The sequence below is a fragment of the Fictibacillus macauensis ZFHKF-1 genome, from assembly GCF_000269865.1.
GTDB lineage: Bacteria > Bacillota > Bacilli > Bacillales > Fictibacillaceae > Fictibacillus_C > Fictibacillus_C macauensis.
In genome coordinates this window covers 220951-247309 of sequence record NZ_AKKV01000019.1, presented here as the reverse complement: position 1 = coordinate 247309, position 26359 = coordinate 220951, and the positions used below count along the sequence as shown (strand labels likewise).

General features: G+C 41.3%; 24 protein-coding genes. 6 read left to right on the top strand and 18 right to left on the bottom strand.

Annotation, left to right across the window (positions count from 1 at the left end; all coding sequences use genetic code 11):
- Window positions 1-3: 3 nt before the first annotated feature.
- A complete protein-coding gene (locus tag A374_RS02760) occupies window positions 4-2400 on the bottom strand; it encodes a 3-hydroxyacyl-CoA dehydrogenase/enoyl-CoA hydratase family protein (RefSeq protein WP_007200653.1) in 2397 nt (798 codons plus the stop codon).
- A 201-nt stretch (window positions 2401-2601) separates the two neighbouring features.
- Here A374_RS02760 and A374_RS02755 point away from each other — a divergent pair, with 201 nt between their 5' ends.
- A complete protein-coding gene (locus A374_RS02755; protein WP_007200652.1) occupies window positions 2602-3465 on the top strand; it encodes a hypothetical protein in 864 nt (287 codons plus the stop codon).
- Window positions 3466-3488: 23 nt separating this feature from the next.
- On the opposite strand, the gene A374_RS02750 is transcribed toward A374_RS02755, so the two are convergent.
- Window positions 3489-3686 carry a hypothetical protein gene (locus A374_RS02750; RefSeq protein ID WP_007200651.1) on the bottom strand — a complete coding sequence of 66 codons (198 nt, stop codon included), beginning with the start codon at window positions 3684-3686 and terminating at the stop codon, window positions 3489-3491.
- A 183-nt stretch (window positions 3687-3869) separates the two neighbouring features.
- Between A374_RS02750 and A374_RS20450 the strand changes: the two genes are divergently transcribed.
- On the top strand, window positions 3870-4124 hold the full coding sequence (locus A374_RS20450; protein WP_156793108.1) for a hypothetical protein: 255 nt from the start codon (window positions 3870-3872) through the stop codon (window positions 4122-4124).
- 105 nt (window positions 4125-4229) lie between these two features.
- On the opposite strand, the gene A374_RS02740 is transcribed toward A374_RS20450, so the two are convergent.
- The 7 genes from A374_RS02740 to A374_RS02710 all read right to left on the bottom strand — a co-directional run bounded on the left by A374_RS02740 (window position 4230) and on the right by A374_RS02710 (window position 11267).
- The gene (locus tag A374_RS02740; RefSeq protein ID WP_007200649.1) at window positions 4230-5147 is read right to left on the bottom strand and encodes a proline dehydrogenase family protein; all 918 of its coding nucleotides are present in this window, start codon (window positions 5145-5147) and stop codon (window positions 4230-4232) included.
- 232 nt (window positions 5148-5379) lie between these two features.
- Window positions 5380-6468 carry an MBL fold metallo-hydrolase gene (locus A374_RS02735; RefSeq protein ID WP_007200648.1) on the bottom strand — a complete coding sequence of 363 codons (1089 nt, stop codon included), beginning with the start codon at window positions 6466-6468 and terminating at the stop codon, window positions 5380-5382.
- 10 nt (window positions 6469-6478) lie between these two features.
- Complete coding sequence (locus A374_RS02730) at window positions 6479-7558, bottom strand: copper resistance D family protein (protein WP_007200647.1); 1080 nt, start codon at window positions 7556-7558, stop codon at window positions 6479-6481.
- 57 nt (window positions 7559-7615) lie between these two features.
- Complete coding sequence (locus A374_RS02725; protein WP_007200646.1) at window positions 7616-8350, bottom strand: hypothetical protein; 735 nt, start codon at window positions 8348-8350, stop codon at window positions 7616-7618.
- A gap of 163 nt (window positions 8351-8513) precedes the next feature.
- Complete coding sequence (locus A374_RS02720; protein ID WP_007200645.1) at window positions 8514-9077, bottom strand: superoxide dismutase family protein; 564 nt, start codon at window positions 9075-9077, stop codon at window positions 8514-8516.
- A gap of 203 nt (window positions 9078-9280) precedes the next feature.
- Window positions 9281-10579: an ABC transporter permease gene (locus A374_RS02715; protein WP_007200644.1), complete on the bottom strand. Its 1299-nt coding sequence runs from the start codon at window positions 10577-10579 to the stop codon at window positions 9281-9283.
- On the bottom strand, window positions 10569-11267 hold the full coding sequence (locus A374_RS02710) for an ABC transporter ATP-binding protein (RefSeq protein ID WP_007200643.1): 699 nt from the start codon (window positions 11265-11267) through the stop codon (window positions 10569-10571). The genes A374_RS02715 and A374_RS02710 overlap by 11 nt, the downstream gene beginning before the upstream one ends.
- 195 nt (window positions 11268-11462) lie before the next feature.
- On the opposite strand from A374_RS02710, the gene A374_RS02705 reads away from it, so the two are divergent.
- Window positions 11463-13073 (top strand): M20/M25/M40 family metallo-hydrolase, encoded by a 1611-nt coding sequence (locus A374_RS02705; RefSeq protein WP_007200642.1) that lies wholly within the window; start codon window positions 11463-11465, stop codon window positions 13071-13073.
- Window positions 13074-13134: 61 nt separating this feature from the next.
- Entirely contained in the window at window positions 13135-13971 is an 837-nt protein-coding gene (locus tag A374_RS02700; protein WP_007200641.1) for a dimethylarginine dimethylaminohydrolase family protein, read from the top strand.
- Window positions 13972-13983: 12 nt separating this feature from the next.
- Here the strand turns inward: A374_RS02700 and A374_RS02695 are convergent, their stop codons facing one another.
- On the bottom strand, window positions 13984-14754 hold the full coding sequence (locus A374_RS02695; RefSeq protein ID WP_007200640.1) for a hypothetical protein: 771 nt from the start codon (window positions 14752-14754) through the stop codon (window positions 13984-13986).
- A gap of 132 nt (window positions 14755-14886) precedes the next feature.
- Between A374_RS02695 and A374_RS02690 the strand changes: the two genes are divergently transcribed.
- Window positions 14887-15708, top strand: a complete 822-nt coding sequence (locus tag A374_RS02690) for a hypothetical protein (RefSeq protein ID WP_050979700.1) — start codon at window positions 14887-14889, stop codon at window positions 15706-15708.
- 52 nt (window positions 15709-15760) lie between these two features.
- Here the strand turns inward: A374_RS02690 and A374_RS02685 are convergent, their stop codons facing one another.
- The 5 genes from A374_RS02685 to A374_RS02665 form a co-directional block, all read right to left on the bottom strand.
- The gene (locus A374_RS02685; protein ID WP_007200638.1) at window positions 15761-17389 is read right to left on the bottom strand and encodes a long-chain fatty acid--CoA ligase; all 1629 of its coding nucleotides are present in this window, start codon (window positions 17387-17389) and stop codon (window positions 15761-15763) included.
- 152 nt (window positions 17390-17541) lie between these two features.
- Window positions 17542-18312, bottom strand: a complete 771-nt coding sequence (locus A374_RS02680) for a DUF4931 domain-containing protein (protein ID WP_007200637.1) — start codon at window positions 18310-18312, stop codon at window positions 17542-17544.
- Between the two features lie 87 nt (window positions 18313-18399).
- Window positions 18400-20412 carry a penicillin-binding transpeptidase domain-containing protein gene (locus A374_RS02675; RefSeq protein WP_007200636.1) on the bottom strand — a complete coding sequence of 671 codons (2013 nt, stop codon included), beginning with the start codon at window positions 20410-20412 and terminating at the stop codon, window positions 18400-18402.
- A gap of 161 nt (window positions 20413-20573) precedes the next feature.
- The gene (locus tag A374_RS02670; protein WP_007200635.1) at window positions 20574-21188 is read right to left on the bottom strand and encodes a flavin reductase family protein; all 615 of its coding nucleotides are present in this window, start codon (window positions 21186-21188) and stop codon (window positions 20574-20576) included.
- Between the two features lie 48 nt (window positions 21189-21236).
- The gene (locus A374_RS02665; RefSeq protein WP_007200634.1) at window positions 21237-21854 is read right to left on the bottom strand and encodes a DedA family protein; all 618 of its coding nucleotides are present in this window, start codon (window positions 21852-21854) and stop codon (window positions 21237-21239) included.
- 208 nt (window positions 21855-22062) lie between these two features.
- Here A374_RS02665 and A374_RS02660 point away from each other — a divergent pair, with 208 nt between their 5' ends.
- Entirely contained in the window at window positions 22063-23598 is a 1536-nt protein-coding gene (locus A374_RS02660) for an oligosaccharide flippase family protein (RefSeq protein ID WP_007200633.1), read from the top strand.
- Window positions 23599-23693: 95 nt separating this feature from the next.
- On the opposite strand, the gene A374_RS02655 is transcribed toward A374_RS02660, so the two are convergent.
- The 3 genes from A374_RS02655 to A374_RS02645 all read right to left on the bottom strand — a co-directional run bounded on the left by A374_RS02655 (window position 23694) and on the right by A374_RS02645 (window position 26262).
- Window positions 23694-24287, bottom strand: a complete 594-nt coding sequence (locus A374_RS02655) for a DedA family protein (RefSeq protein WP_007200632.1) — start codon at window positions 24285-24287, stop codon at window positions 23694-23696.
- Between the two features lie 33 nt (window positions 24288-24320).
- On the bottom strand, window positions 24321-25121 hold the full coding sequence (gene proC, locus A374_RS02650) for a pyrroline-5-carboxylate reductase (RefSeq protein ID WP_007200631.1): 801 nt from the start codon (window positions 25119-25121) through the stop codon (window positions 24321-24323).
- Window positions 25122-25203: 82 nt separating this feature from the next.
- Window positions 25204-26262: a M42 family metallopeptidase gene (locus tag A374_RS02645; protein ID WP_007200630.1), complete on the bottom strand. Its 1059-nt coding sequence runs from the start codon at window positions 26260-26262 to the stop codon at window positions 25204-25206.
- Window positions 26263-26359 lie beyond the last annotated feature (97 nt).

Below are 26359 nucleotides of genomic sequence, written 5' to 3'. Positions count from 1 at the left end.
CCTTTAGTTACGTAACGGTTTGCCTTTCGTTAACATGTGTTGCATTCTTGCTTGAGATTTTGCTTCTCCTGCAAGACTTAAGAATGCTTCACGCTCAAGATCGAGTAAATATTGTTCATCTACGAGTGTGCCTGCTGGTACGCGACCGCCCGCTAAGACGAAAGCAAGTTTTTTCGCAATTTTCTTATCGTGTTCAGAAATGTAACCGCCAAAGCCCATCGTTTCAATTCCAAGTGAAAGCGTCGCATAACCTGCTTCACCGACAACTGGAATTTTCGTAGGTTTCGGTGCAACATACCCTTTTTTCGCAAGACCTAACACGCGTTGTTTCGCATCGTGTAAGAGGTGGTCACCGTTGACAGACACCCCGTCTTGCGGACGAAGATAGCCAAGTTTTGCTGCTTCATGTGCTGATGTTGACACTTTTGCCATTGCAATCGTTTCGAATACGTTATTGACAACCGCTTGATGATCGAACGCGACTCCTTTTGGTAAACGTTCCATTTGACGAAGCAGTAGCTCTTTGTTTCCGCCGCCGCCCGGAATGAGACCAACACCAACTTCAACAAGACCCATATACGTTTCCTGCGACATTTGAACTTCTGCAGCTGGCAATGAAATTTCAACACCACCACCAAGCGTCATTCCGAAGTTCGCTGCAACAACTGGCTTCGCACTGTAACGAATACGTGCCATCGCTTGTTGGAATTGACGAACCATCATATCAAGTTCAAAGAAGTTATCATCTTGCGCTTCCATAAGAATTAACATTAAGTTTGCGCCAACACAGAAGTTTTTCCCTTGATTTCCGATGACAAGTCCTTCGTAGTTCTTATCAACTTCATCTAACCCTTTATGCAGCATTGCAATAATGTCAGAGCCAAGCGCGTTGTTTGGCGACGTAAACTCTAGACACGCTACGCCATCGCCAAGGTCGATTAAACTTGCGCCACTATTTTTATCAATCACATTTCCTTTTTCTTTTAAGAGAGAAAGGTGAATGTTCTTTTTATTTTCAACGACCGCCACATATTGCCCGAGGTGGTAATAGGAAATGTTGCCATTGTCTTTGCTGTAGAACGACGTGTTTCCTTCTTCAAGGAACGTTGTGATCCATGCTGGAATCGTTTCGCCTTCTTCTTTCATGCGGCTAACGGATTCTTGAACGCCAATCGCATCCCAAATCTCAAACGGTCCGTGCTCCCAACCAAAGCCCCATTTCATCGCTTGGTCGATCGCATGAATATCATCAGCAATTTCATAACACTTTTCTGCAGAGTAGAGAAGCACTGGTTTAATAATGGACCAAAGCATTTCACCTACGCGGTCTTTACTATATAAAAGCGCTTTCACTTTTTGCTCTGTTGTTTTCAATTGTTTTGCTTGCGCAACGGCAGCACTTTTTAATTTTTGAACCGGTTTATATTCCATCGTCTCTGGGTTTAACTCTAGAATTTCTGCACCCTTTGCCGATTTTTGTTTTAAATAAAAGCCTTGACCAGATTTGCTTCCCATCCAGCCTTTATCAACCATTTCTTTTAAGAATGGCGGGATATCAAAAATTTCTTTTTCTTTGCCTTCTACTTGATCATAGACGTTTTTCGCTACGTGAACGAATGTATCGAGACCAACAACATCCAGTGTTCGGAACGTTGCACTTTTCGGACGACCGATGAGTGGTCCTGTTACAGAATCGACTTCACCAACACTGTAGCCTTGCTTCATCATCTCTTGAACCGTAATCATGAGACCGTATGTACCGATTCGGTTCGCAATAAAGTTCGGTGTATCTTTGGCAAGAACAACGCCCTTACCTAGTACATCTTCACCAAACGTTTTCATAAAGGCTACGATTTCAGGATTTGTATCCTGCGTTGGAATCAACTCGAGCAATTTCAAATAACGTGGTGGGTTAAAAAAGTGCGTTCCTAAGAAATTCGCTTTAAAGTTTTCAGAACGATTCATTGCCATCGCATTGATGGAAATACCTGATGTATTCGAGCTTACGATGGAATCGTGCTTGCGATACTTTTCCACTTGCTCAAAAATTTGTTGTTTTACATCAAGGCGTTCAACAACGACTTCAATGATCCAATCAACGTCTTTTAATTTCTCCATGTCATCTGTAAAGTTACCTGTAGAAATTAAGTCTAAGTTACTCTTTACAGTGAGCGGCGCTGGCTTTTGTTTTAACATGCGCGCTTTTGCTTCGTTCGTTAAACGGTTACGAAACAGGGGATGATCTTCTGTAATACCCTTTGCTTTTTCAGCGTCTGTTAATTCTCGTGGGACCATATCGAGAAGCAACGTAGGAATCCCTACATTGGCTAGATGTGCAGCAATACCTGCCCCCATCACACCAGACCCGAGTACTGCAGCCTTTTGAATGGAAATGGCCATATCTTTTCCTCCTCCGACTATTGAATGAATGCTCATTCATTTTTAAGGCAAAAAATAAATGACTGTTTTTACTATTTAGTTCTATACCCATCATAATCCATTTTAATAATTTTGACAACCAAGAATTTTCTCTCTTTTAAGAATTGTATCTTTCGTAGTAAAATAGAGGGAAATACTGGTTAAATTACGGAGGGGATTGTCTTGATCAAACTCGCTATTCTCATCCTGCACGGCATCGGCAATCAAGACGAAACATATGCTGATGACTTTATTACATCCTTAACACGTTCGTTTCACGAGCAATTGGATGAATCTCATCCACACACACCACTTTTAGAATGCATGCCTGTCTTTTGGGGTGATGTTTTGCAATCGCGTGAAGAGGATTTATGGCAATCATTAGCGCCTGCTCCAAAGCTACATTACCGGTCGTTACGAGAGTTTGTCATTCGCTTCCTTGGCGATGCTATCGCCTATCAACCTGCATCTCATCCTCACAGTAATCCGAACTATGAACGCATACACGAAGTAGTAGCACGCGGTCTTCAACACTTGCGAGATAAGGCTGGTGATAGTGCACCGTTAACTGTTATATCTCACAGTCTTGGAACAATTATTGCTAGCAATTACTTTTATGATTTGCAATATTTACGACAACAACTTCCTCCTCCTCTTAGTGCCATTCGCTCTAATACACCGCTTGAAAATGGCGAAACGCTCGTAAACTTTTATACGATGGGTTCACCGCTTTCGCTATGGACGTTACGTTATGAAGAGCTAGATCGCCCAATTTCGGTTCCTTCTCCTGCGCTTGCAAACCATTATCCTCACATTCAATCAGGTAGCTGGCTGAATTATTATGATCAAGATGATGTTATCGCCTTTCCGCTACAATCATTAAATGATGTGTATAAGAAAATGGTGAAAAAGGATGTGCAAATTAATTGTGGGAACCTTCTAACATCCTGGTCTCCGCTAGCTCACTTGAATTATTTTAAAGAGCAAAAGCTCATAGACGATATAGCTGCCCAACTCGTCACACTCTGGCGAGAGGTTAATCCATAAAAAAGAACCTCCTAACTAAAATACTAGGAAGTTCCTTTTGTTGTACTACTTTCATTTGATACGCCAGCATCACCTGTAAACGGATTCGTCTCATACGTAAGGTCACGTCCGGCTTCTTTTTCTTGCGACGAGATTCTCGTACCGATGGCCGCGTAATACCAAATGGCAGCAACTAACGCGACAATGCCACCAATCGCTGGAATTAAAAAATCTGCATCCATAAATACACGCCTCTCTATTTTGGTAGTTTCTTCAAATTATATGCTAGACTTTACAGCTTTACAACAAAAAGAGACGAAAACCTTTTAAATCAACACTTCGATCTTGTGCGCGACACTATGAAAGGCTATAGTTGGGACACAATACTTCCTCTGTTTCGTAGCATCTGCGGGGAATTGACTTGGTTGTGCGCGAATCAAGGGCTCCTGCGCGCGAACGAACCTCGTCTGCGCGCGAATCGGAGGCTCCTGCGCGCGAACGGACCTCGTCTGCGCGCGAATCAAGGGCTCCTGCGCGCGAACGAACCTCGTCTGCGCGCGAACGGACCTGGTCTGCGCGCGAATCGAAGCCTCCTGCGCGCGAATGGACTTCCTGTGGGCGTTTACTCCAATTTTTGGTGCATGCATTCTATGGCTGCTTATATACGCAAGATAATCTAAAATAAAACAAACGAGCGACATGAAAAAATGGCTTGATCACCGAAACGGATGATGAAGCCATTTTTTATGTGCGAAGGCTGTTTATGTCCCAGCCTCGTTGCTTTGTTATTTTCCGAACACACCTTTTAAAACAAACATAACGTTTGCTGGGCGCTCTGCTAAACGGCGCATAAAGTAACCGTACCAATCGTTTCCATAAGGTACATAAATGCGCATTTTATAGCCTTCTTGCATGAGCTGTTCTTGACGATCTACTTTAATGCCATAGAGCATTTGAAATTCAAATTGGTCCAATGGAATATTATTGTTTTTCACAAACTCTTTTACAAACGCAATAATCTCATCGTCATGCGTAGCAATGGCCGTATAATTTCCATTTAATAAATGCGTTTCAATGAGTTTTTTATAGTTAGCATCCACATCGGTCTTTTCTGGAAACGCCACTTCGGCAGGTTCTTTGTAAGCACCTTTTACGAGACGTAAATTCGGATGATATTCATTTAAGTCTTTCACGTCATCTAAAGAACGATAAAGATACGCTTGGATGACTGTTGAGATATTTGGAAATTCGCTTTTAAGTTGTTTAAAAATAGCGATTGTTTTTTCGCAACGGGAGTGGTCCTCCATATCAATTGTGACGAAAACGTTGTGCTTTGTAGCCGCTTCCATAATCTTGCGCATGTTTGCCATGACAAGCTCGTCACTAATATCAAGACCCATGGACGTTAGTTTTAACGATAGCTGTGAGTTTACCCCTTCTTTAGCAATTGCTTGAATTGCCTCGATACAATGTTCCGTCATTTCTAACGCTTCTAGTTCGTTATCCACAAACTCGCCTAGATGATCGATTGTTACTGGCATGCCATTACTATTTAATTTGCGAATCGCCGCAATTGAACTATCTAGCGAAGCACCTGCCACAAAACGACTTGCCCCAAAACGTAAACCATATTTTTTGGCGAGCTTTGTCATTGTTTTGTTTTTTGCTAGAAACAGAAAGAAATCCCTCATCAACTGTTCCATAATCCTTTTCCCCCTATAGCTCAGTATTTCACTATGTGAATTATCTGAACTTTCAATGATGTATGCGCTTTAATGTATGCGCTTTTATCATACCACTTTTTTCACAGAAATAGATTATTAAAAAAATTTCGACATTTCTTGTCGAAAGAAAAACTATACTTCTCTCTCTCTACTATATGCGAGATTCCTTTCTTTGGATCAAAAAAAGGCCTCTTTAGAGAGACCTTTATCGTTATGTTTGCCACCACGCTTCATGTGGCTCGTGCTTGCCAACCACACATGCTTCACCAATTTTTGGTGTAATGAGCGGTACATGGTGACGTTCAGCCGCTTTCGTGACGCGTTCAATTGGATCCTGCCAAGCATGCAGCGATAAGGTAAATGCGCCCCAATGAACAGGAATAAGCCGCGCTCCCTTAACATCTAAACAAGCGGTCACTGTTTCTTCAGGTAACATATGTACCGTTTTCCAACGTTCATCATACTGCCCGCATTCCATCATGGCAATATCAAAGGGACCATAACGTTGTCCAATTTGCTTAAAATGCGCCCCATAGCCACCATCACCACTATAGAAAAAACGCTGCTGTTCTGAAATCACTACCCACGAACACCATAGTGTTTTATTACGATCGTGGATATTCCGCCCAGAAAAGTGACGAGAAGGCGTACAGATCAAGGTAAGACCTTCCCACTCCAATTGCTCCCACCAACACCGTTCGGTAATGATTTGTGATGAAATTCCCCATCTCTCTAAATGGCTGCCAACACCCGCGGGGACAAGCCAGTGCTTTGTCTTTTCTTTTAACAACTGCACAGAACGATAATCTAAATGATCATAATGATCATGCGAAAGAATAATCACATCTACAGCCGGGAGCTCTCTCCACTGAAACGGAAGCGTATGGCTATAGCGTTTGCCTCCAAAAAGCTGAAAGGGTGAGGGCGCGCGGCCAAACATTGGATCTACAAGAAACGTTTTACCTGCCATTTCGAAATAAAAGGCAGAGTGGCCAAACCAAATCACTTTAATCCCGTTGTCTTGTAAGCGGGAAAAATCGGGCAAATCCATCGGAAGTGGCTCACTTGGTTTGCGTGTTTCATCTTTTTTTAGAAACTCTTTTAAAATAGAAAATTGCACTGCTAAACTCGTTTTGTGCGGAACATCTTCTTCGTTAAAAAAGCGACCGTCCTTATAATAGGGTAAACGTTCAAAGTGAGCGCTCCGATCTTTGGAAGGGCGCTTCCCAAACGGTCGATACGTGCTCCACCATCCAAATAAGAGAAGCAACAAAACTGCAATCCATAGTCCAATCACCATACATACCTCCTTAATGAACGGCAGTCATCATACTTACATACAATAATACGCCAGCACAGAGCGATAGCAAGAGCACGAAAGCATAATGAACATCTTTTTTCATAGCTTGATAACAGAGCACGAAAAACACACCACTTAACAACATAAACAAGCCCATTTCGACATTCCACTGTAAGGAAAGCGCCTTGCCAGCAACTGGTACAACCGACGCAAACTGTGAAAATAGCGGAGATGGCTTTTCATCGGTCATCAGCTTTTCTCCATGATGAGGCGGTTCTTGTTCGCTCATCGCTCCTGTAACGAAAAAGATGACGATGAGCACGAGGCTTTCAGCTCGCAACCACGGAAAGGGCGAAAACGTATCATTCTTTAGCTTAGCTCTTACAAACACCGTATTAACGAGCGCGTAAAAAACGACGACTACGAGTAAAATATGTTTCATTAGTAAGAGTTGACCGTAATTCATCATCCACGCATTCACATACTGTGGTGTAATCCATGACATTAACCAAATGCCTGCACCAACGGTTACACCTAGACATACGAGAGCAAACGGTGTAAACCAACGGAAAAAGGCAGGTAATCCTTCTTTTCCTTGCGAGCACCAGCTCACAACAAACAAGATCCCCGGCCAGCTTGTAACAGCAAAAAAATGAAGACTTTGCGCTATAAAACCTTGTTGTGGTGATAGCGATGCCGCGTGTGAAGAATAGCCGACTGCACCGACGATCATTAAGCAAAGAACCGTTGCAATTCCTGCTAAAAAGCGATCAGTAGCCATGTTACCAAAGGAAACTACCCCGATTAATACACTCGTAAATAAAACGAGAAACAACCATCCTTTTCCGATTGCAAACGTAAATAAAATAGCATTAAGCGCCTGCCAAATGCCTACATCTTCTCCTACAGAGAGCGCTAGCTGTAGTACAGGAACAAATGAAAGCAACAAAAAGAGAACGAGCGCACGTACGAGCCACTTTTTAGAATAAGATAGGCTCGGACGGTAGCGCATCGGGACAAGGCTGATCACAACCGTTCCGATGATAAAAGAAAAGAGAAAATAAGTGCATGCTTTTGCTAAGATCGTCACAGGTCGTCCCCCTTATGTACATACGGAAAAAACAAGCCCCAAGCTGGAGCCTGTTTTTTACCTTTTTAACTTTTTAGCTGTACTTCTTAATTCTTTTAAGCCTTTTCGCGTCATTTGAAAATCAGCATCAATATACCCAGAATCAATCATACCTTCTTGTAACGTTGGGCTAATCGAACTTGAAATAATTTTAACGTGTTCACTTAACTCATCAAAAGTTGCGCTTAAGATGACATCTTTGCCTAGCACATTTGCTAGTTCATTAAGAGAGGTGATCCGCTCTTGTCCCGAAGAAAGCGGGAATTCCCCAGTCTCTCCAAGGAGGTGACGAAGCTCGTTCATCTTCTGTTCTAATACCGTTGCCTCCTTTTCTTTTTGCAATAAATAGTCAATATAATTGCGCTGATCGTCTTGTTCCCACTCCCGCGCGCTGACTAACTTTTCTTTTACTTCAGCTTGCACTTGTTTAATATGTTGCAACTGTTCTTGATGCTCACGTAGCGTTTTGTGCGCTTCTTCGCGATCAACACTTGGTAATGACGCCACCTTCTTTTTCTTACGTAACGAAGGCGTAAGCTCCCCTAGCGTTGCCACTATTTCATTTACTTTCGTATAAAATAAGACCGAAATTGCAATAGCAAATATACCGAGAATAAAAGACAATAAATCAGAAAAGTTAAATGAAAACTTCGCTGTTGCTACTTTAAACATAAGTACCATCGTAAATAAGCTAATAATTAATATTTTAAACCAGCTATTTCTATTTTTTATGCGATCATCTATCGACTTCATGGATTTCCACCTAACTTCCTTTCTATGAGCAAGTTCTCCCTAACTACCACTATCTGTATTGTAAACAAACAATGCGTCAACGACAAATCATTCTACTATAGGATGAAGGCTGTAAAAAAAAGGACTAGAGAGACAAAACCTCTCTACTCCTTTTTCATTACACTTATTTTTCTTTAATCACGCCACACATCATGCGATCGCCTGAGTTACCAGAAGGATCGGTTTTATAATCATCTGCATTCGCATGAATCACAAGGGATGTTCCGCCTTTTTTCACGAGAGAATTGCTTTTCCCTGGAGCAAGCGTAACCATAGTAGCAATGAAATCGCCTTTAGCGTCACCATTTTCATTGGCTGATATATTTTGCAAATCACCCACATGCGGGCCCTTTGGATTATCAAAGCCATGCTGTTTATGGGTCGTATTAAAATGCTTGCCAGCTGATTCGAATTTCGGCGCTTCACATACACCCATTTCATGAAAATGAACACCATGTTGGCCAGGTATTAATCCTTTGGCATGTAGCTTCACTTGAACACCTTCAGCTACTTGTTTTAAATGTGCTGACCCTGCCTTCTTTCCTTTAGCATCGACGATGTCGACGGTCATTGGCTTTATATCTTTCATGCTCGTTGCGTCTTTTGACTTGTGATCTTCTTGCGAGCCACATCCTGCTAAAGCAACACTTACACTAGCACAAAGCAGTGCCATGTTCATCTTTTTCATTCCTATTTCCTCCTTCAATTGCATCGCTCTTATAAGTCATGACCGACTGGAAGGAGTTTTAAACGTTTTATTCAGAAATCCCTCTAAAATAACGACTGTTTCCATCTACAGGCTACATTCATGGAGCTAACTAGCGACCGCATCGGTCATGGTCTCATGCTATAGAATACTGTAAAAAAAGAAGACTCCGCAAGCATTTGCCATTACACATCGCGGCGTAATGCCCGTAATACATCGATTTTTGTAGCGCGCCTTGCTGGACGCATCCCTGAAAGCAATGTAACACCAAAACAGATAGCAAAGCTTATAAGCGGAAGTGAAAGTGGGATATACGAGAAATAAAAATCATCAGGTACTTTTGTTTGAAAGAACGTCGAAATAATAACCGGCAAAAGTGCATTGGCAGCAAAGCTAAAGAGATACGAAATAATCGTTCCTAGCACCGCTCCTAACCCACCAATGATGACACTTTCTAATAAGAAAATTTGTTTAATCGAGCGCGGATGAGCACCAATGGCTTTCATAATCCCAATGTCTTGCGTACGCTCGGTAACCGCCATCGTCATCGTATTAAAGATCCCAATAGAAGCGATTAGCACAGCCACGGTACCAACAACAATTAAACCAATCTTTATGAACAAGAAAACAAAATTAATTTCCTTTAACGAATCAAGACGTGATGAAGCTACGTATTCTTTCTTTTTCAATTCTTTTTCAATACTTTCTACATTTTCCGCATCATCGGCATATACTTTAACGTCGTCATACGTATTATACGGTTGCGGATGTTTTGGATCGATGTCACTCTTGCTCATGCCTTTCGGTGTTTTTGTAAATGCTTCAATGGTTTGCAATACGTCTTTTGTTAAAAACAATTCTTGACCTTCTTGAACACGTTTAGGTGGCTTTTCTCCAACACCGACCACCTTAAGGGCGATGGTTTTCTTTTTTGTTTTTTTACCTTCTTTTTGTTTGATTGTTAACGTTAACGTCTTATGATAGAGAGACGCTTTATACGTTATTTCCTTTTTGTTTTTTTGCACTTTCGATAGATTTTCACCATAATGATAGCCGACGACTACCTCATTGGCCGCTTGTGGAAAGCGTCCTTTACTTAATTCTAAGCCCGCTTTTTGTTCATCTTTAAAATCAGGGACAAACACTTCAAATAAATCTTTACTATAGCCATCAAGTGAAACGTTACCTTCGTTTTGAATACGTTGACGTGAGGTCACGGCTTTCACATGATCGATTTCTTTCATCATATCGATATCTTTCTTTATAAAAGGCTTCTCTTCACTTGTAGTAAAAGTATCAATTTGAGTAAGTAAGCGCCCTCCCGTAATATCCTCAACTGCTGTCTTCTGGACACCAAACCCAACCGAAGCAAGCACAATTAAGAAGGCACAACCCATCGTTGAGGCGAGCACGGTCATAAAGACGCGCATCCGATTTTTTTTCATATTGCTCAGTACAAATGCTAAGCGATCTTTAAATCTCATCTGTGTCACTTCCTTCTACTAAACGTCCATCACTGATTGTGATTTTTCGATGAGCAATATTGGCTACCTCTTCATCGTGTGTAATGATTAGAAAGGTAATATTCTCCTCACGATTCAGTTGTTGAATAAAGGAAAGTAACGCTCGTTCATTTTCACTATCTAAGCTACCTGTTGGCTCGTCTGCTAAAATAAGCGGTGGATGAACAATGAGCGCACGAGCAATACTAACACGTTGCTGCTGTCCGCCTGAAAGCTCACCTGGATAATGATCCTTAAACTCCCATAAGCCTACCTTCTTTAACATCGTTTCTGTTTGAATTTTTCGGTCAACTTCTTTTACGCCTTTAAAAACAAGGGGCAACTGTACATTTTCAAAAGCGGTCATCGTTGGTATGAGCTGAAAACTCTGAAAGATAAAGCCGATATTTTCTAAGCGAAAGTCAGCCCACTCGCCTTCGCTCATGCCTGTTACATCCGTTCCATTAATCATAATTTTCCCTTGAACAGGTGCTATATAGCCACTAATTAAATTAAGTAATGTTGATTTCCCTGAACCACTTCGTCCGACAACCGCAACAATTTCTCCTGCATTGACGGTGAGGTTTACGTCCCGCAGTACAGGAACGATGGTTTCTTTTCCTTTTTTCCCGATGCGAAATTCATGTTCTAACTGTTTTACCGTAATCAACTGGTAACCCCCTCTGTTTTTTACAAGTGTAAACGTATAATGGGCGCTATCAATTGTCAACGATTCCCACGATTTCTTCAGACATTCTTAAGAAATGGTAGCAAAGAAAAGAAGGTTCTTCAGACTTTCTTAAGAAATAGAATAGTGTACGTTAATTTTATGTACAGACTTGCTAATAGAAAGAAGGATGTTGAAATGGAACGCTGGCAACATAAAGAAGGACTCACAGGGCTTCTAAAACAGCTTGTGCAAATTCCAAGTATTACCAATTACAGTGCGGAAATTACACTGGCTGAATTTTTATATGATAACGTGCAAGATCTTCCGTATTTCCAGCAACATAAAGAACATGCTTCTCTTCATGATACTGGAGATGGCAGAAAAATTTTTACTGCACTCGTCCAGCAAGACCCTTCAAAAGAGACGATTGTTTTATTAAGTCATTTTGATGTTGTAGGTGTAGACGATTTCGGAGAGCTACAGCACCTTGCTTTTTCCCCCGATGAACTCACTCACCACTTTTACAACAGTGAGGCTATTCCCTCTCCTATAAAAGAGGAGCTAAATGAAGAATGGTTGTTTGGTCGCGGAATTATGGATATGAAAGCTGGCGTTGCTCTCCATCTCTCAATGATTGAGAAAGCGTGCAGTGGAAACTTCCCAGGAAATATTCTTATGCTTTCAGTCCCCGATGAAGAGGTAAACTCCAAAGGAATGATTGCCGCTGTCGGGGTATTAAATATGCTACAAGAGCGTCATCAATTGCGCTATAAAGCTTGCTTAAATGGTGAGCCTGCTTTTACCCGGTATCCCGGTGATCCTCATCATTATATGTATACAGGCAGCGTTGGAAAAGTCCTTCCTGGCTTTTTATGCTATGGACAAGAAACCCATGTAGGCGAGCCTTTTCTTGGCTTAAACGGTAATTTAATGGCCTCGATGCTTACGACAGCTATGGAGCTTAACGTTTCTTTTTGCGAACAATTTGACGATGAAGTTATACCTCCGCCTACTAATTTATTGCAAAAAGATTTAAAAGATCATTATTCCGTCCAAATTCCCCATGCAGCAGCAACGCTTTTTAACCTTTTGCTTTTAGAGCGCCCACTTCACGAAGTAACACAACAATTGCTGCAAATTGCAGAGCAAACGGCCTCTGACCTTGAACAGTTATACAGACAACGCGCACGTGCTTACCAAGCACTTCAACCGTGTTCGATACCCGATTTTACCATTTCAGTTTATACCGTTCATGAACTTTATGAGCATGCGCTAACACTCTACAGCAAAGAATTTTTAGCACAACGTCAAGAGCAGTTGCAACAACGCTACCATTCAAGTGATGACCGTGAACTTACCATTCAGATTGTTTATGATTTAGCAAGTTTATGCAAGCAACAAGCACCGATGATTGTTCTGTTTTACGCACCACCTTTTTATCCAGCTATTTGCTCTTCGCATGATCAGCTCATTACAAAAACAACAGCAGCTGTAAGAGATTATGCAAAAAATCAGTTAGCACTTTCCTTGCAAACACAACATTATTTTGCAGGATTATCTGATTTAAGCTACGTTGGCTTACAGTATGAGTTAGAGGAGTTAACGCCACTCCTTACAAACATGCCGTTGTTTACTACCCGCTATCAACTGCCTTTAGAAGAGATGAAACAGTTAACCATGCCGGTTATGAACGTGGGACCGCTAGGACGTGATGCCCATAAATGGACAGAACGATTGAACGTTTCATCATTTATGAAAACACATGCACTCATTGCCTATACAATTGAAACGCTCTTAAAAGGATGAATGTCACACTCACTCTTCTGACACACTAAGAGAAGAAGATAATCTGAGGAGGACTTTACTCATGAGTTGCTATAGTGAATATGACGCATTAGAAGATGTTATTTTATGTAAACCGAAATTCATGGAGATTCGTGAAGTCATTAACGAAACCCAACGCCATTTCGCGAAAGAAAATATTGATATTGAACGCGCGATGTTTCAGCATAAGCAATTTACCGATCAACTTGAGAACCTTGGAATTTCTGTCCATTTTCTACCTTCACTCCAAGAATATCCAGAACAAGTATTCACACGTGATATTGGCTTTACCATAGGTAATACGTTATATATTTCGGAGATGGGACGCCGTATTCGGCAAGGAGAAGAGCAAGTTCTAAAAGAGTGGCTTAATGAAGAACATATTTCCATTCACGATTTACAAAGCGACAGCATTGAGGGTGGCGATGTTGTTCTCGGTCACGACGCGATCTACATTGGTGTTAGCGATCGAACAACGAAGGACGCGATCGCCCATCTTCAGCAACTCGAACCGACTTATCATATCCATCCTGTTCCTTTTAACGGTAAGTATTTGCATTTGGATTGTGTTTTTAATATATTATCACCTCATGAAGCGATTCTGTTTCCGGAGGCGTTTGCTCAAGAGGAACAGCAATTCTTATCGTCCCACTTTCATACGATTACAATTGAAGAAGATGAACAATTTTCATTAGGAACGAACGTATTATCGATTGGAAATAAAACGGTATTCGCTTTACCAGCCAATAAGAAAATCAATCAAAAACTACGTGATCATGGCTACCATGTGATCGAGGTTGATTTATCTGAAATTATTAAGTCCGGTGGTGCTTTTCGCTGCTGTACATTACCGCTTGATCGAAAGAAACCAGTTCACTAAGAACTGGTTTTTTTATACGAGTAAACGACGAATTGGATGAGAAACGTACTCTGCCATTCTTCGGAAATTCGGACGAATAATTTGCGCTGTCAAATACGCAGATGTGGCTGCTCCTGGATAGCGAAAACGATTTAAGATGGCAATAAATTCAGGTAACGTGCCTAAACCGACACCGTGACCAAATAATTGTCCATCCGTTAACATAATGATGTTTTCTCCTTGCCACTGTGGCGTTGAAGGATGAAAATCCGGATTGGCAATATACCGAAGATCCCCCGGTATCGACTCTCCTTGTGTAACGGCTGTTAACTGTAAATCTTCATCATGCTCGGTACTATACAGCAATAAACCACGAAATAATTGATTAAAGCGCTGCACACCAATCGTATCGAGAATGGCTTTATAAAGAATGACCATCATCGATGTTGTACATTCAAATCCATACTGACTACCATGATTGAAAATATCAGCAACAGCGTCCGAGGGATTGACATCCGATCGCATGAGTAAGCCCCCATAACCTGTAACAATCCAGTAGTCTTTATTAGCGCTAGCTGTACGGAACGTAGCAAAATTAGCGCCAGATTTCTTTAGTGCCAGTGCGGCAGTTACAGTGTTACTTCGCAAAATTACTTCAAACTGAAATTGACGGTTATGATCATAGAAAAACGTTTCATTGCTCTGCCATATTTTTTTGGCAATTTCTTTTTGCATCCCAGACATTTGGGCATAACTTGGTAGTTCTTCAGCTGTTGTGAATGGTTTTCCTCCAATATAAATCACACTACGAAACCCCCTTGAACCAGACGATGTACATTATAATATGGGGCACCCATACAAACGGTGATAAGAGCATATTTTTGATCAAGTTAGGCATAGTAAAAGAGATCAAAAATTGGAAGGGACGTTCGCATCGTGAAACGATTATTAAGTGGGAGCATAGTACTACTTATTATGCTTATGGATCCTACCTCATCCTATGCAGGGCAAGATATTTTATACCCTTTGAGCAACGTGCCAAGCAAGGGGGTCATTCTTCCTTGGCGGGAGGCCCAAGAGATCTTACCTAGGGGAAGTAAATTCACCGTAACGGATTGGAAAACAGGTTTATCTTTCAATGTTCAACGTCGTGCTGGCAGCTCGCACGCTGACGTGCAACCGCTAACCGTTCGGGATACGAAGATTATGAAACAGCTCTACGATGGGAAGTGGAGCTGGAAAAGGCGCGCCATTTTAATTCAAAAGAATGAACGCTGGCTCGCTGCTTCTATGAACGGTATGCCACATGGGCAAGGTGCACTACAAAATGGTTTTCCCGGTCACTTTTGCATTCACTTCTCCCAAAGTACAACCCATAAATCTAAGCATGAAGATCCTTCGCATCAGCTAATGATTAGAAAAGCCGGTGGATCGCTTTTCGCTTATGCACGGAAAGCCTCTCCTGAAGAAGTGATTACGATGTTATTCGCCTCCATAAAAGAGGGAGATCCTGATCTTGCAGCACCAGTTGTAACACAAAAAATCTCTGTGTTACCTCTTGGCAAACAACTTGCTGGCTTTCGCTATGAAGTAGTGAAAAAGAAGCATAGTGTTCAAAGTGATTTAACAGCCACCTATGATGTGAAAACTGTTCTGTATCCACAGCATGGCGGACAGATTAAAAACACGTACAGCGTTACGGTGGAAAAAGCAAAAGCTACCGCACCGTGGCAAGTGACTGACGTTGCATTAAAATAAGCATAAAAAAAAACGCTGTCACCCGCCCAGGGACAGCGTTTTTTTATGCTTTTTATGATTGCGTTGGTTCCATTTGATCGTAATACGTTTTTACTTGATCTCGAAGTGCTCGTTTTAAAAATTTTCCAACTGATGTTTTCGGAATTTCTTCCATAAATAACACATCATCAGGAAGCCAGAATTTTGCAAATTGCGGTGCTAAAAACTCAAGAATTTCCTCTTTTGTTACAGTGCTTTTCGAGGCATCTTTTAATACAACACAAGCAATAGGTCGCTCCGTCCACTTTGGATGCGGCATGGCCACAACAGCGGCTTCATATACTTCAGGATGAGATATGAGAGCGTTTTCAATATCAACAGAAGAAATCCACTCGCCTCCGCTTTTAATTAAGTCTTTCGTTCGATCGACAATTTTCACAACGCCTTCTTCATCAACCGTTACAACATCCCCCGTATGCAACCACCCATCGGCAAAGGCACTTTGATCCTCTTGCTTATAATACGAATCAGCTACCCAATTCGAACGCAACAGTAGTTCGCCCATTTCTTGGTTGTCCCACTGGATGTCTCCATTTGCGCCTTGAACTTTCATTTCTACGCCAGGAATGACATACCCTTGCTTCGCTCTAATATCGAGTTTTGCTTCATCGTCTAAATCTTGTTGGTAGCTTTTGATCCGCGTAATCATCACAAGTGGACTCGTTTCTGTCATACCATACGCATGGGCAAAAGGAATGTTATGCTTTTGTTCAAACGCTCGAATCATGCCTTTAGGCGCGGCGGCACCTCCACATAATAAGAAGCGCAAACTGGACATATCATACGTGTTTTCCTCAAGCTCTTTCAATAGACCGAGCCAGATGGTTGGGACACCACCGGAAATTGTCACGCGATACGTTTCAATCATCTCCGCTAAAATTTTCGGTGTAAACTGCGGTCCTGGTAAGACAAGCGTCGTTCCAAACCATACACCAGCAAATGGCAGCCCCCACGCATTCACATGGAACATCGGCACAACTGGCATACAAATATCAGATTCAGAAACACTACCACCATCAACGTGTCCCAATGCAAGACTATGAAGTGCTATTCCACGATTGGAATACATTACCCCTTTTGGATTACCTGTAGTTGCTGACGTATAACACATACCAACCGGATCGTTTTCATCAATGTCACGATTAAAAGCAAACGTCGGATCACCTTCAGCAAGTAACGCTTCATAGTGATACAGTGGCGAAAGAGATGATACTGGCAATTCCTTTTCATCCGTCATAAGAATGAACGCTTTAACACCTGGTAAGTGGTCTTTCAACCCTTCAACAAGCGGTAAAATATCTTGATCAATCATCAACACTTGATCTTCGGCATGATTAATAATATAGGCCACATGTTCTGGTGAGAGTCGGAAGTTAATCGTATGAAGCACCGCTTCTGCCCCAGGAATACCGAAATACGCTTCAAGATGACGATGATGATTCCAGGCAAGCGTTCCAATCTTGTCGCCTTTTTGCACCCCTAATTTCTTCAATGCACTGCTTAATCTTCTCGTACGTTGGCCGATTTCTCGATAGGTTAGTGTTTGAACACCAGAGGCGGTTCGGCTAATCACCGTTTTCTTTGGAAAAAACATTTCTGCATGCTCCATCATCGCTGTCACTCTAAAAGGAATGTTCATCATCGTGTTATAACTCCTCCTTAAAATAGTCGCCTATGAAACGTCTGCAAAAAACAATAAACCCCGCACCTACTGTATTCCACATTTCTAAACATTTTTCCTTTATTTTTGTCAAAATTCGCAAATTCTTTTTCATAACGCTAAATTTAACCTATTTATCTTTTATCTTTTGAAAGGAAAATCATTTTCATGTCTTCGGCAATCTCCCCAATATTGTTGGCAACTTGAGGTAAAGAATAGCCAACAAATAGCGGAGAAGTGGCAAACCTGGGAATAATTTTGGCGGCAATTACCCCGTCTAATTGATAAAAAAACAAATTATAGCTATTGCATTTTTTATTGAAGCCATTTAATAAATAGCGAACTGTAAACTGAATATAATGAGCTAGTTCTTTTTCTTTGGAACGATCGCTCATCACGATATTCCATTCATAAAAGCCCATTTTCGGTTTTGTTGATAAATTCAGGACAATTCCGTCTTCTTCGGCAATCGTTATCCCTTCAAAATGATACGGAGCCAGATGCTCACGATAGTCTGCCTTCTTCAATCCGATAATTTGCATATGTGGATGACGTAACGTTCCTCCTGAATACGGACCATGATTTTTGAAAAATAACACGGATGCATACTTTTTTTGCTGTAACAACGATTCCCATGCCTCTAAGCCAAAGGATAGAAGAGTATATAAATGATGGCTTTCATAGTTTGACAGCTCGGAAAAACATTCCGATGTTTCAATGAGCACCGTTTGATAAGCATCAGACAACACCGGATATTTATTTTCAAGCCAAATGATCTCCCCTTTTTGGTCGATAATGTTACGTAAACTTTCCACTTCACAAAAGGGGCATTTTGTTTCTGTATTTCGAATACTTTCCGGCTTTTGTGTACCCATTTGCATATTAAAAAGAAGATGAGTTTGCATAGCTATCCCCCCTTTTCTTTGTTCATTATTTTATGTTCGATTTCAAAAGCGAAAAACCTCTCCCTTTTTTCAGAAGAGGTTGTCTGGCTATTTTTCTTTTAAATAAAAATGAAACGCATCTTTTACTTTAGGTACAACATAATGACTTCCACCTCTATTTTGGGCGTTTTCAATCATCATGGCAATTAATAAGGTTGGCTTCTTTTCATTAAAGGCGATAAACCAACCATTCTCCTTGCCTTTTTCACCGGCTTGTGACTTCAATTCCGCTGTGCCTGTTTTTCCTGCCAGCGGTAAATCAGCAAGAACAGGCCGATGCGCTGTTCCTTTTGGATGCTCTACAACTTTTACGAGAGCTTGGCGAACGGTTGACGCCGTCTCCTTCGAGATTGTTTTCTCTTTCCAGTAAGTTGGTTGTCGCTTTTTTTGCAACAGAAGCTGCGGTTTAACAATGCTTCCCTCGTTTACAAATGCGGTATACGCCAAACTTAATTGGAGTATGTTCGATTGCACCCGTCCTTGCCCATACCCTGTATCCGCTAATAGTTCTTCAGAAGGGACATCACTGTTTTTTATCGAAGAGGTTGATAAAGGAACCTCAAAAGGTAGTGCCGTATTGAATCCAAAAGACGTTGCGCCTTTCACAAATTCTTCAGCTCCAATGTCTAGTGCCAGTTGCGCAAAATAAATATTATCAGAAAAAAGCATGGCGGTATTTAAATCAACAGCTGAAGGCGTAGCCACCCGCGTCACGTACTTACTTCCCCAGCTTTTCTTTTGCCACTTTTTCCCGTCAATCTTTTTTTCTTTGCGAGGATCAAAGGCCTTTTTTTCCAACCCAATGGCCGCGGTAATTGGCTTTAAAGTGGATCCTGGAGCATAGGTGGCAGCAAAGCGATTATACAAGATGTTCTTTGGATTTTTTTGGAGCGCTTTATACTTCTCGGGATCTAAACCGCGCACAAAATCATTAGGATCATAGGCTGGAGCGCTAATTAACGCTAAGACCTCACCATTTTTCGGATGAAGTGCTGTCGCTGTTCCCATATCGTTTTCCATTTGTTTATACAAATATTGCTGTAAGAACATGTCAATGGTTAAGTTAACACTGCTACCGTCCACAGACTCTTTTTTGGCGATCATTTTCCGTTCGTTACCAGCACTGTCAACGAGCCGAATCGTTCCCCCATCTGTTCCCTTTAATTGCTTTTCATACATCCGTTCTAAGCCTGTTCGTCCAATTACATCTGTTCCTTCATAGCCTTGGTCCGCTAATTTCGTTCGTTCCGCTTCTGTTAAAGGCTGAACGTAACCCGTGAGATGCGCCGCCACCTCTTTAAAAGGATAGATTCTTGTATCAACGGAGCGTACTGTGACCCCCTTGATAGCAGTTGCTTCTCTAACCGCCTGATCTCGTTCTGCCAGCACTTTAAGCGGAACAAAAAAGTCAGGTTGAACCCATTGTGCATGAAGAGCAGCGTTAATATCTTTTACTGTCATGCCCAGCGTTTTCGCTAAAGCTTCCATCTGTTGTGAAGAAGAAAATTCCTTTGGAATCACACCAACTTGCGCAGCTGTTCCGTTCACAGCCATTGCATTTCCATTGCGATCTCTAATTTCTCCACGTCTTCCTTTCATCACCTCTACCTTGACACGATCACCTTTTTGCATTTGCGGTAAGAGCTGTGCTTCATCCCAAGCCATCCGCCACTCTTCTCCGTCCTCTCCTTCTTCTTTAATGATTTTCAAGTCATTCTTATATGTAAATTCTCCTGCAAGACCGTTCATTTTCATAGAATAGCGATACACCGTGTATCCTTGTTCGTCTTCAGCTGGATCTTCATCCGGAATAATAGGTGTAAGCTTCAGATGATGCGCCTTCATTTCGTTATACATAACACGATAACGCTGTACAAAAGCCTTTTGTGATATTTTTTGTTGACTGCGCTCATCAAGCATAGAATACATTTTTTCAAATTTCATGTCTTGCCAATACGATAGATATCGTTCCATTGTCGATTCTGCTTCTTTTCGTTCACTACAACTCACTAAAAAAAGAAACACAAACAAAAAACAACCACCAACCACAACACGCTTCAAAAAAACGACCTCCCCTTCTTCTTTATTTTAATCCATTTATTTGAAATAATGAAATGTTTCATTAAAATCCTTTCTTACTCTGTATCGGAACACACCGACTTGTTTTTTAGATAGAAAAGAAAAAACCCGTAAGAATGTGCTTATTCTTACGGGCTCCTCTATTAGCTAGGTCGTTCAATGGTGAAAATCTCTCCAAGTTTAGCATAATCATTGCCTGCTAAGCGGCTTACTGGTTTCAGCGCATGTGGATCAATTTTTCCGTCCTTATATAGTTCTTCAGTAATATGATAGTGTACAACTTTACCAATGAGCAAGTCACAGGCTGGCTCTCCATCTTCACTCTCACCGAGGGGCAGGGCTTGCTCTAACACACATTCCATGCGAATGCTCGCTTCCTTAATACCCGGAACGCTAACAACGGTACTCGGTACCGTCGTTAACCCCGCGCGCGCTACCTCACTTTCATGAGGAGGTAGAGCTGCCGCTGTTTCATTAATCGCCTCTACATAGTGTTCGGCAGAAATGTGAACAACGAATTCACGTTGCGAAATAGCATTGCGAGCCGTATCTTTTTGTGTTCCTCCTGCGCGCTGAACCGAGACAGCTAAAAGTGGCGGCGATGCACTTACAATGTTAAAAAAACTAAAGGGCGCCGCATTAACCACACCCTCTTCGGTAATGGTCGTTACAAATGCAATCGGACGAGGAATGATACTTCCAATTAAAAATTTATAGTTGTCTTTACTTGATAACGTAGTAGGATCGATTGCTTTCATTCTAAAAACTCCTTTTACTATGTTTGTACACTATTTCGGCAACAATCGCTAATTTTTTATCATATTATAGGATTTTTTATTTTTTACTTTTATATAGTAGATAATTACTCCAATTGCAATCACAACGAGAACAGGAATCGCCCATAAGCTTACTTTATGAACGATGCTCGTGACTAAATACCAGTTCGCTCCGACCATGCGACCGAGTGAAATAAAGAGCATCGCCCAAAAAACCGCACCTCCATAAGCATACATGGCAAACGTTCGATACGAAATACCAGACATTCCGGCAAAATAAGCGGTTAAATGACGCACCCCAGGAATGAAATAGCCAAAAGCAATCAGCGGTTTACCAAATCGTTGAAAGTACCGTTGCGTTAATTCTATTTTCTTTGCTGAAATATGAATTTTCGGACCGAACTTTAAAAGGAGTGGCAGACCATACCGACGTCCGAGCCAGTAATTAATCGTGCTTCCCGTTGCCGTTCCTAAAAAAGCCGTACAAAATGTAAGTGTAAAGGAAATTTCTCCTGTGTAAACGACATAACCAGAGAACGTTAATAAAAATTCATCAGGCACAGGTAATCCAATGATTCCTAATGCCAATAAAAAGAACAAGGCTACATAGCCATACTGATTAAACATATCTAATACAAAGTTTTCCATACAACACCAACTATTTTAGAATATGCTTTCATTCTAACGGAAACACTTTCATTTGTATTGCTTTTTTTACATATTTTTATAATATTTAATCAATATTTAACAAAATTATGCCTCGTTTCTCATTGACTTTTCTTCTGTATTTGCTTCTTCTACTTCCAACCTGTCCTCATATACTGGTAGAAGACAAGGAGTCGATAAGGGTGAAACTATGGGAAAATTTCTAAAAGGAACATTAATATTATCATTTGCGATGCTGTATACAAAGGTTGTCGAGTTTGTTGTAAGTATTTTATTAGCACGCTCACTTGGCAGTGAAGGCATGGGTTACTATATGATGGTGCTTCCGATTGCTGGGCTCTTAATAACGATTGCCGCCCTAGAATTTCCCACAGCACTTTCAAAAGTGCTCGCTGAGGAAGAGGCACACAGTCATAAACAGCGGCTTCGGATCGTTACCGTCTCTTTTCACGTCATTTTAGCCTTGAGTCTGCTGCTTGCTACGATCGCTGCTGGCATTACCTTTTTGCTTGTACACTTACACGCTGTTGATGTTCGACTCGCCTATCCATTGCTTGCTTTAATTCCAATTGTTCCCGTCATCGGAACAACGTCTATTTTGAAAGGTTACTTTAGCGGCTTACAAAAAATGAAGCCGATCGCTATTGCGCAATTATTAGAAAAAACAGCCCAACTAAGCTTTATTTTTTATATTTTCACAGGGTTATCTCATTTGCCATTAGCTTTCCGGGTTGTCGCTGCTGTCATCGGAATTGGGGTTGGAGAGCTTGTTTCGCTGCTCTTTTTCTCGGCCTCTTTCTTATTCGGGGAACGACAAGGAAACTCCTTCTCTGAGGAACGCGTTGAGGTACCGCTCGTTAAGCGGCGCGTTATTCTAAAAAAACTATTTCATGTTAGCTTACCAACAACGGGCGTTCGGATTTTAAATGCACTTAGCGCCGCCGTTAATCCGATGATCATTACACAAAGCCTTATTTTTGCTGGCATTACTGCTTCTGTTGCTACCAAACAATATGGCATGCTTACAGCCTTTGCCATGACCATTGGTTATTTTCCTGGCTTTATCGGTCATTCGTTGTATGTAGCACTCGTTCCCTCGATCGCAGAAGCGCGCGCGAAGCAAGACAATTATGCACTTCATCAACGCATTCAGCAAGCTTTTTCCATTACGTTTATGTATGGCATTCCGTGCTCCATTTTAATGTATTTTTTCGCAGATGAGCTCACTGAATTATTTTATCATTCTCCGCAAGCTGGTGAATTTCTCATGTTGCTTGCTCCGTTTATTCTTTTTCACTATTTACTAGCCCCCTTACAAGCCATTCTTTTCGGATTAGGACGGGCGCGCGACGTATTTTCACATACGATTTGGGTTAATCTTCTTTCAATCGTATTAATTATTTCGTTAGCCACACAAACATCCTTTGGCATTCACGGGGTCATTATCGCTGTGAACTTTAGTGGCGTCTTGCTTTCTTTTTTGCACTACCACACGATTATAGAAGAAATATCCTTTCGTCCAAAACTGCTTGATTATTTATTTTTTGTGCTAGCTGGTAGTTTAACAGTAGGTTTTTGTCAGCTATTACACGTTACGCACTATGATGTTACGTCACCCGTATTACTACTTATTCTTGCAGCCTGCACTTTCTTTTTCTGCTCTTACTATATTTTAAAGCTTAGTTCGTTTTATCTGACTCGGTTGTTTTATAAGCATGAAAAATAATATTTTTTGGAAAGCTTTATATTTTACACATCTCGTAAGATCACAGAAATTCATGTAAAAAGCATGGCTTGAGAAGACTATTCTCTGCCATGCTTTTAACGTTTTTGTTTTTTTCGATAAATGAGCCATATGACGAGTGCAATAACAGCAGCAATTAGCAAGGCATATAAACCAAATTCACGGGCATATTCCTCTACTAACTTCCACTTCGCTCCAAGCGACTTGCCTAAGATTAAGAAAAAAGATGCCCAAATCAGACCTCCCGAATACGCATAAAACATAAACTTACGCCAGCTCATATCTGATATGCCGGCCACATACGCCGATAAATGACGCACACCGGGAATAAAATATCCGATCAGTAACACGATATTTCCATACTTTTGAAAATACTTTTGGGTGACTTCTATTTTATCCTCATGTATGCCAATTTTAGGACCGAATTTTCGTAGGAATGGTAAGCCTAGCTTTTTACCTAACACATAACTTAAGGTTATACCGGATACTGCGCCTGCAAAAGCAAACAACAGTGCTAGAAAAAACTCCATTTTTCCTTGCGAGATTAAATAACCAGAAAACGTTAACAATACTTCATCTGGAATGGGAAGCCCAATAATCCCTAAACACAGTGCTAAAAAGATACCAATATACTGATAATGAACAATAAATGATAAAATATCTTTACTCATAGAACTCCTCTTTTTTTAGAACATCAATCGTCCTTAGTTTCCGAGTATCCGTGCTCGCTCAGATGTCGCTTGGATTGCCTCATGAATGACCTTCTGAAAGTTCTTTGCGTAAAGAACATCCAGCCCCGCTGCTGTTGCCCCTCCAGGAGTAGTAACGGCCTCTCGTAATTCTGCTGGTGACGATGAACTTTTAAGCATCATGGCCGCTCCGTAAATCATTTGTGCAACGAGTTCTTGTAATTCTTCTTCAGCTAACTGAGCATTACCTGCTGCATCCATTAAACTCATGGCAAATTCATATACAAACGCTGGAGCACTTCCTGTAATTGCAGTTAGCGTATGAATTTGTTCTTCACTGCATTCTTTAGCTTCCCCTATGCTCTCTAATAATACGTGTAATGCACTTTTTTGCGCTTCTGATATCGTAGACGTTGTATAAAGAGACATGGATTGTCCGATTTGAGCAGCCGTATTGGGCATGACCCAAGCAACCGCTGTTTGGTCAGGAAGGTACTTTTGCATCTCGCGTAATCCTTTACCTGCCGCTACAGAAATAATAAGCTGCGTTGTTACGAAAGGGGCCAACTGCTGTAGAATATCTTGTTGTTGCGAAGGTGGCATGGCTAGAACGATCGTGTCCACTTTCGTTATGTAATCTGTCCAATTTTCTACCACAGGGAAAAGTTGATAGGCGGTACAGAAGATTTCAAGCCTTTCTTTATTGCCTGAATTAGCAGCATAAATTGTAACCTGATCGTCGCATGAGGCCTTTAAACCTTTGACCATGGCAGCTGCCATGCGACCGGCTCCAATAAATAAATAGGTTCTTTTCATCGCACACCTCGTCTAAATAAAATGAAAAGAAAGGCGCTCGATTACTCATGAACACCTTTTTCTCTATTGTAACGTAATTTTCTTAAAAATCTATGAATGAGCTTGTTTCTTTTTTATTTAATCGTTTCACTACAGCTGTTAACAGTGCACTTGCTTGCTCTAAATCGCGTTTACTAATCATGGATACGTGGCTATGAATATAGCGAGCAGCTACCCCTACTACGAGGGAAGGAACCCCTTTTTTAAACAAATGGAATCGCCCCGCATCTGTCCCACCGCCAAGTAATACATCTACTTGATACGGAATTTGTTCGGCATTGGCAACCTCAATGACAAAATCGCGCAAGCCGATATGCGGAATCATCGATGAATCTAAAAACGTAATAAGTGGACCAGAACCAAGCTTTGCTTTATTTCCATTGTCACTCGGTCCATCTTGAGCAATTCCTACATCCATGGCAATCGCCACCTCGGGCTCAATAATCGACGGCGCAGTTGCTGCTCCACGCAAGCCTACTTCTTCTTGAACGGTCGCTCCACAAAAAACAACATTCGGGTGATCGCACTTTTGTAAGTTCGCAAGTACAGAAAGTGCTAAATAACAGCCTACGCGATTATCTAGTGCCTTGGCTAAAATCGTATCACCATCAGGAAGGATTTCAAAGGGACAAATGGGCATAATCGGATCACCAACGCGAACACCCCATTCCTCTACCTCTTGATCACTATGAGCACCAATATCAATAAACATTTCTCGCATCGGATACACTTTATTTCGTTCTTCTGGCCTTAAAATGTGCGGAGGTTTCGAACCTATGACGCCCGTATACGTTTTTGTTTTTGCCATCACGTGAACGCGTTGTGATAATAATACTTGGTCCCACCAACCTCCGAGCGGAACAAATCGCAAATACCCGTTATTCGTTATTTCACTCACCATGAAGGCAACTTCATCCAGATGACCCGCTAGCATTACTTTAGGTCCATTTTCATCACCAATCTTCTGCGCAAACACACTACCTATATGATCGGTGACAATAGTTGCTTTTGCTTGTTCCATTTCTCGCTTCATAATTTTCCGAATGGCTCCCTCATATCCTGGGGCACCATTTGCTTCGGTTAATTCTTTTAATAGCTTCATACACTCACCATCCTCGCTTCTTAGGATGAGACATTATATCTATATTTATTACAATGTTTGAAATGAAAAAATTTGAGGAATAGTAGAGTAAGAAATT

What these genes read in the sequence shown, in the direction of transcription:
- A374_RS02760 (WP_007200653.1), bottom strand. Translation starts at nt 2,400, where the DNA reads ATGGCCATTTCCATTCAAAAGGCTGCAGTACTCGGGTCTGGTGTGATG.
- A374_RS02750 (WP_007200651.1), bottom strand. Translation starts at nt 3,686, where the DNA reads ATGGATGCAGATTTTTTAATTCCAGCGATTGGTGGCATTGTCGCGTTA.
- A374_RS02740 (WP_007200649.1), bottom strand. Translation starts at nt 5,147, where the DNA reads ATGGAACAGTTGATGAGGGATTTCTTTCTGTTTCTAGCAAAAAACAAA.
- A374_RS02735 (WP_007200648.1), bottom strand. Translation starts at nt 6,468, where the DNA reads ATGGTGATTGGACTATGGATTGCAGTTTTGTTGCTTCTCTTATTTGGA.
- A374_RS02725 (WP_007200646.1), bottom strand. Translation starts at nt 8,350, where the DNA reads ATGAAGTCGATAGATGATCGCATAAAAAATAGAAATAGCTGGTTTAAA.
- A374_RS02720 (WP_007200645.1), bottom strand. Translation starts at nt 9,077, where the DNA reads ATGAAAAAGATGAACATGGCACTGCTTTGTGCTAGTGTAAGTGTTGCT.
- A374_RS02715 (WP_007200644.1), bottom strand. Translation starts at nt 10,579, where the DNA reads ATGAGATTTAAAGATCGCTTAGCATTTGTACTGAGCAATATGAAAAAA.
- A374_RS02705 (WP_007200642.1), top strand. Translation starts at nt 11,463, where the DNA reads ATGGAACGCTGGCAACATAAAGAAGGACTCACAGGGCTTCTAAAACAG.
- A374_RS02700 (WP_007200641.1), top strand. Translation starts at nt 13,135, where the DNA reads ATGAGTTGCTATAGTGAATATGACGCATTAGAAGATGTTATTTTATGT.
- A374_RS02685 (WP_007200638.1), bottom strand. Translation starts at nt 17,389, where the DNA reads ATGATGAACATTCCTTTTAGAGTGACAGCGATGATGGAGCATGCAGAA.
- A374_RS02680 (WP_007200637.1), bottom strand. Translation starts at nt 18,312, where the DNA reads ATGCAAACTCATCTTCTTTTTAATATGCAAATGGGTACACAAAAGCCG.
- A374_RS02670 (WP_007200635.1), bottom strand. Translation starts at nt 21,188, where the DNA reads ATGAAAGCAATCGATCCTACTACGTTATCAAGTAAAGACAACTATAAA.
- A374_RS02665 (WP_007200634.1), bottom strand. Translation starts at nt 21,854, where the DNA reads ATGGAAAACTTTGTATTAGATATGTTTAATCAGTATGGCTATGTAGCC.
- A374_RS02660 (WP_007200633.1), top strand. Translation starts at nt 22,063, where the DNA reads ATGGGAAAATTTCTAAAAGGAACATTAATATTATCATTTGCGATGCTG.
- A374_RS02655 (WP_007200632.1), bottom strand. Translation starts at nt 24,287, where the DNA reads ATGAGTAAAGATATTTTATCATTTATTGTTCATTATCAGTATATTGGT.
- proC (WP_007200631.1), bottom strand. Translation starts at nt 25,121, where the DNA reads ATGAAAAGAACCTATTTATTTATTGGAGCCGGTCGCATGGCAGCTGCC.
- A374_RS02645 (WP_007200630.1), bottom strand. Translation starts at nt 26,262, where the DNA reads ATGAAGCTATTAAAAGAATTAACCGAAGCAAATGGTGCCCCAGGATAT.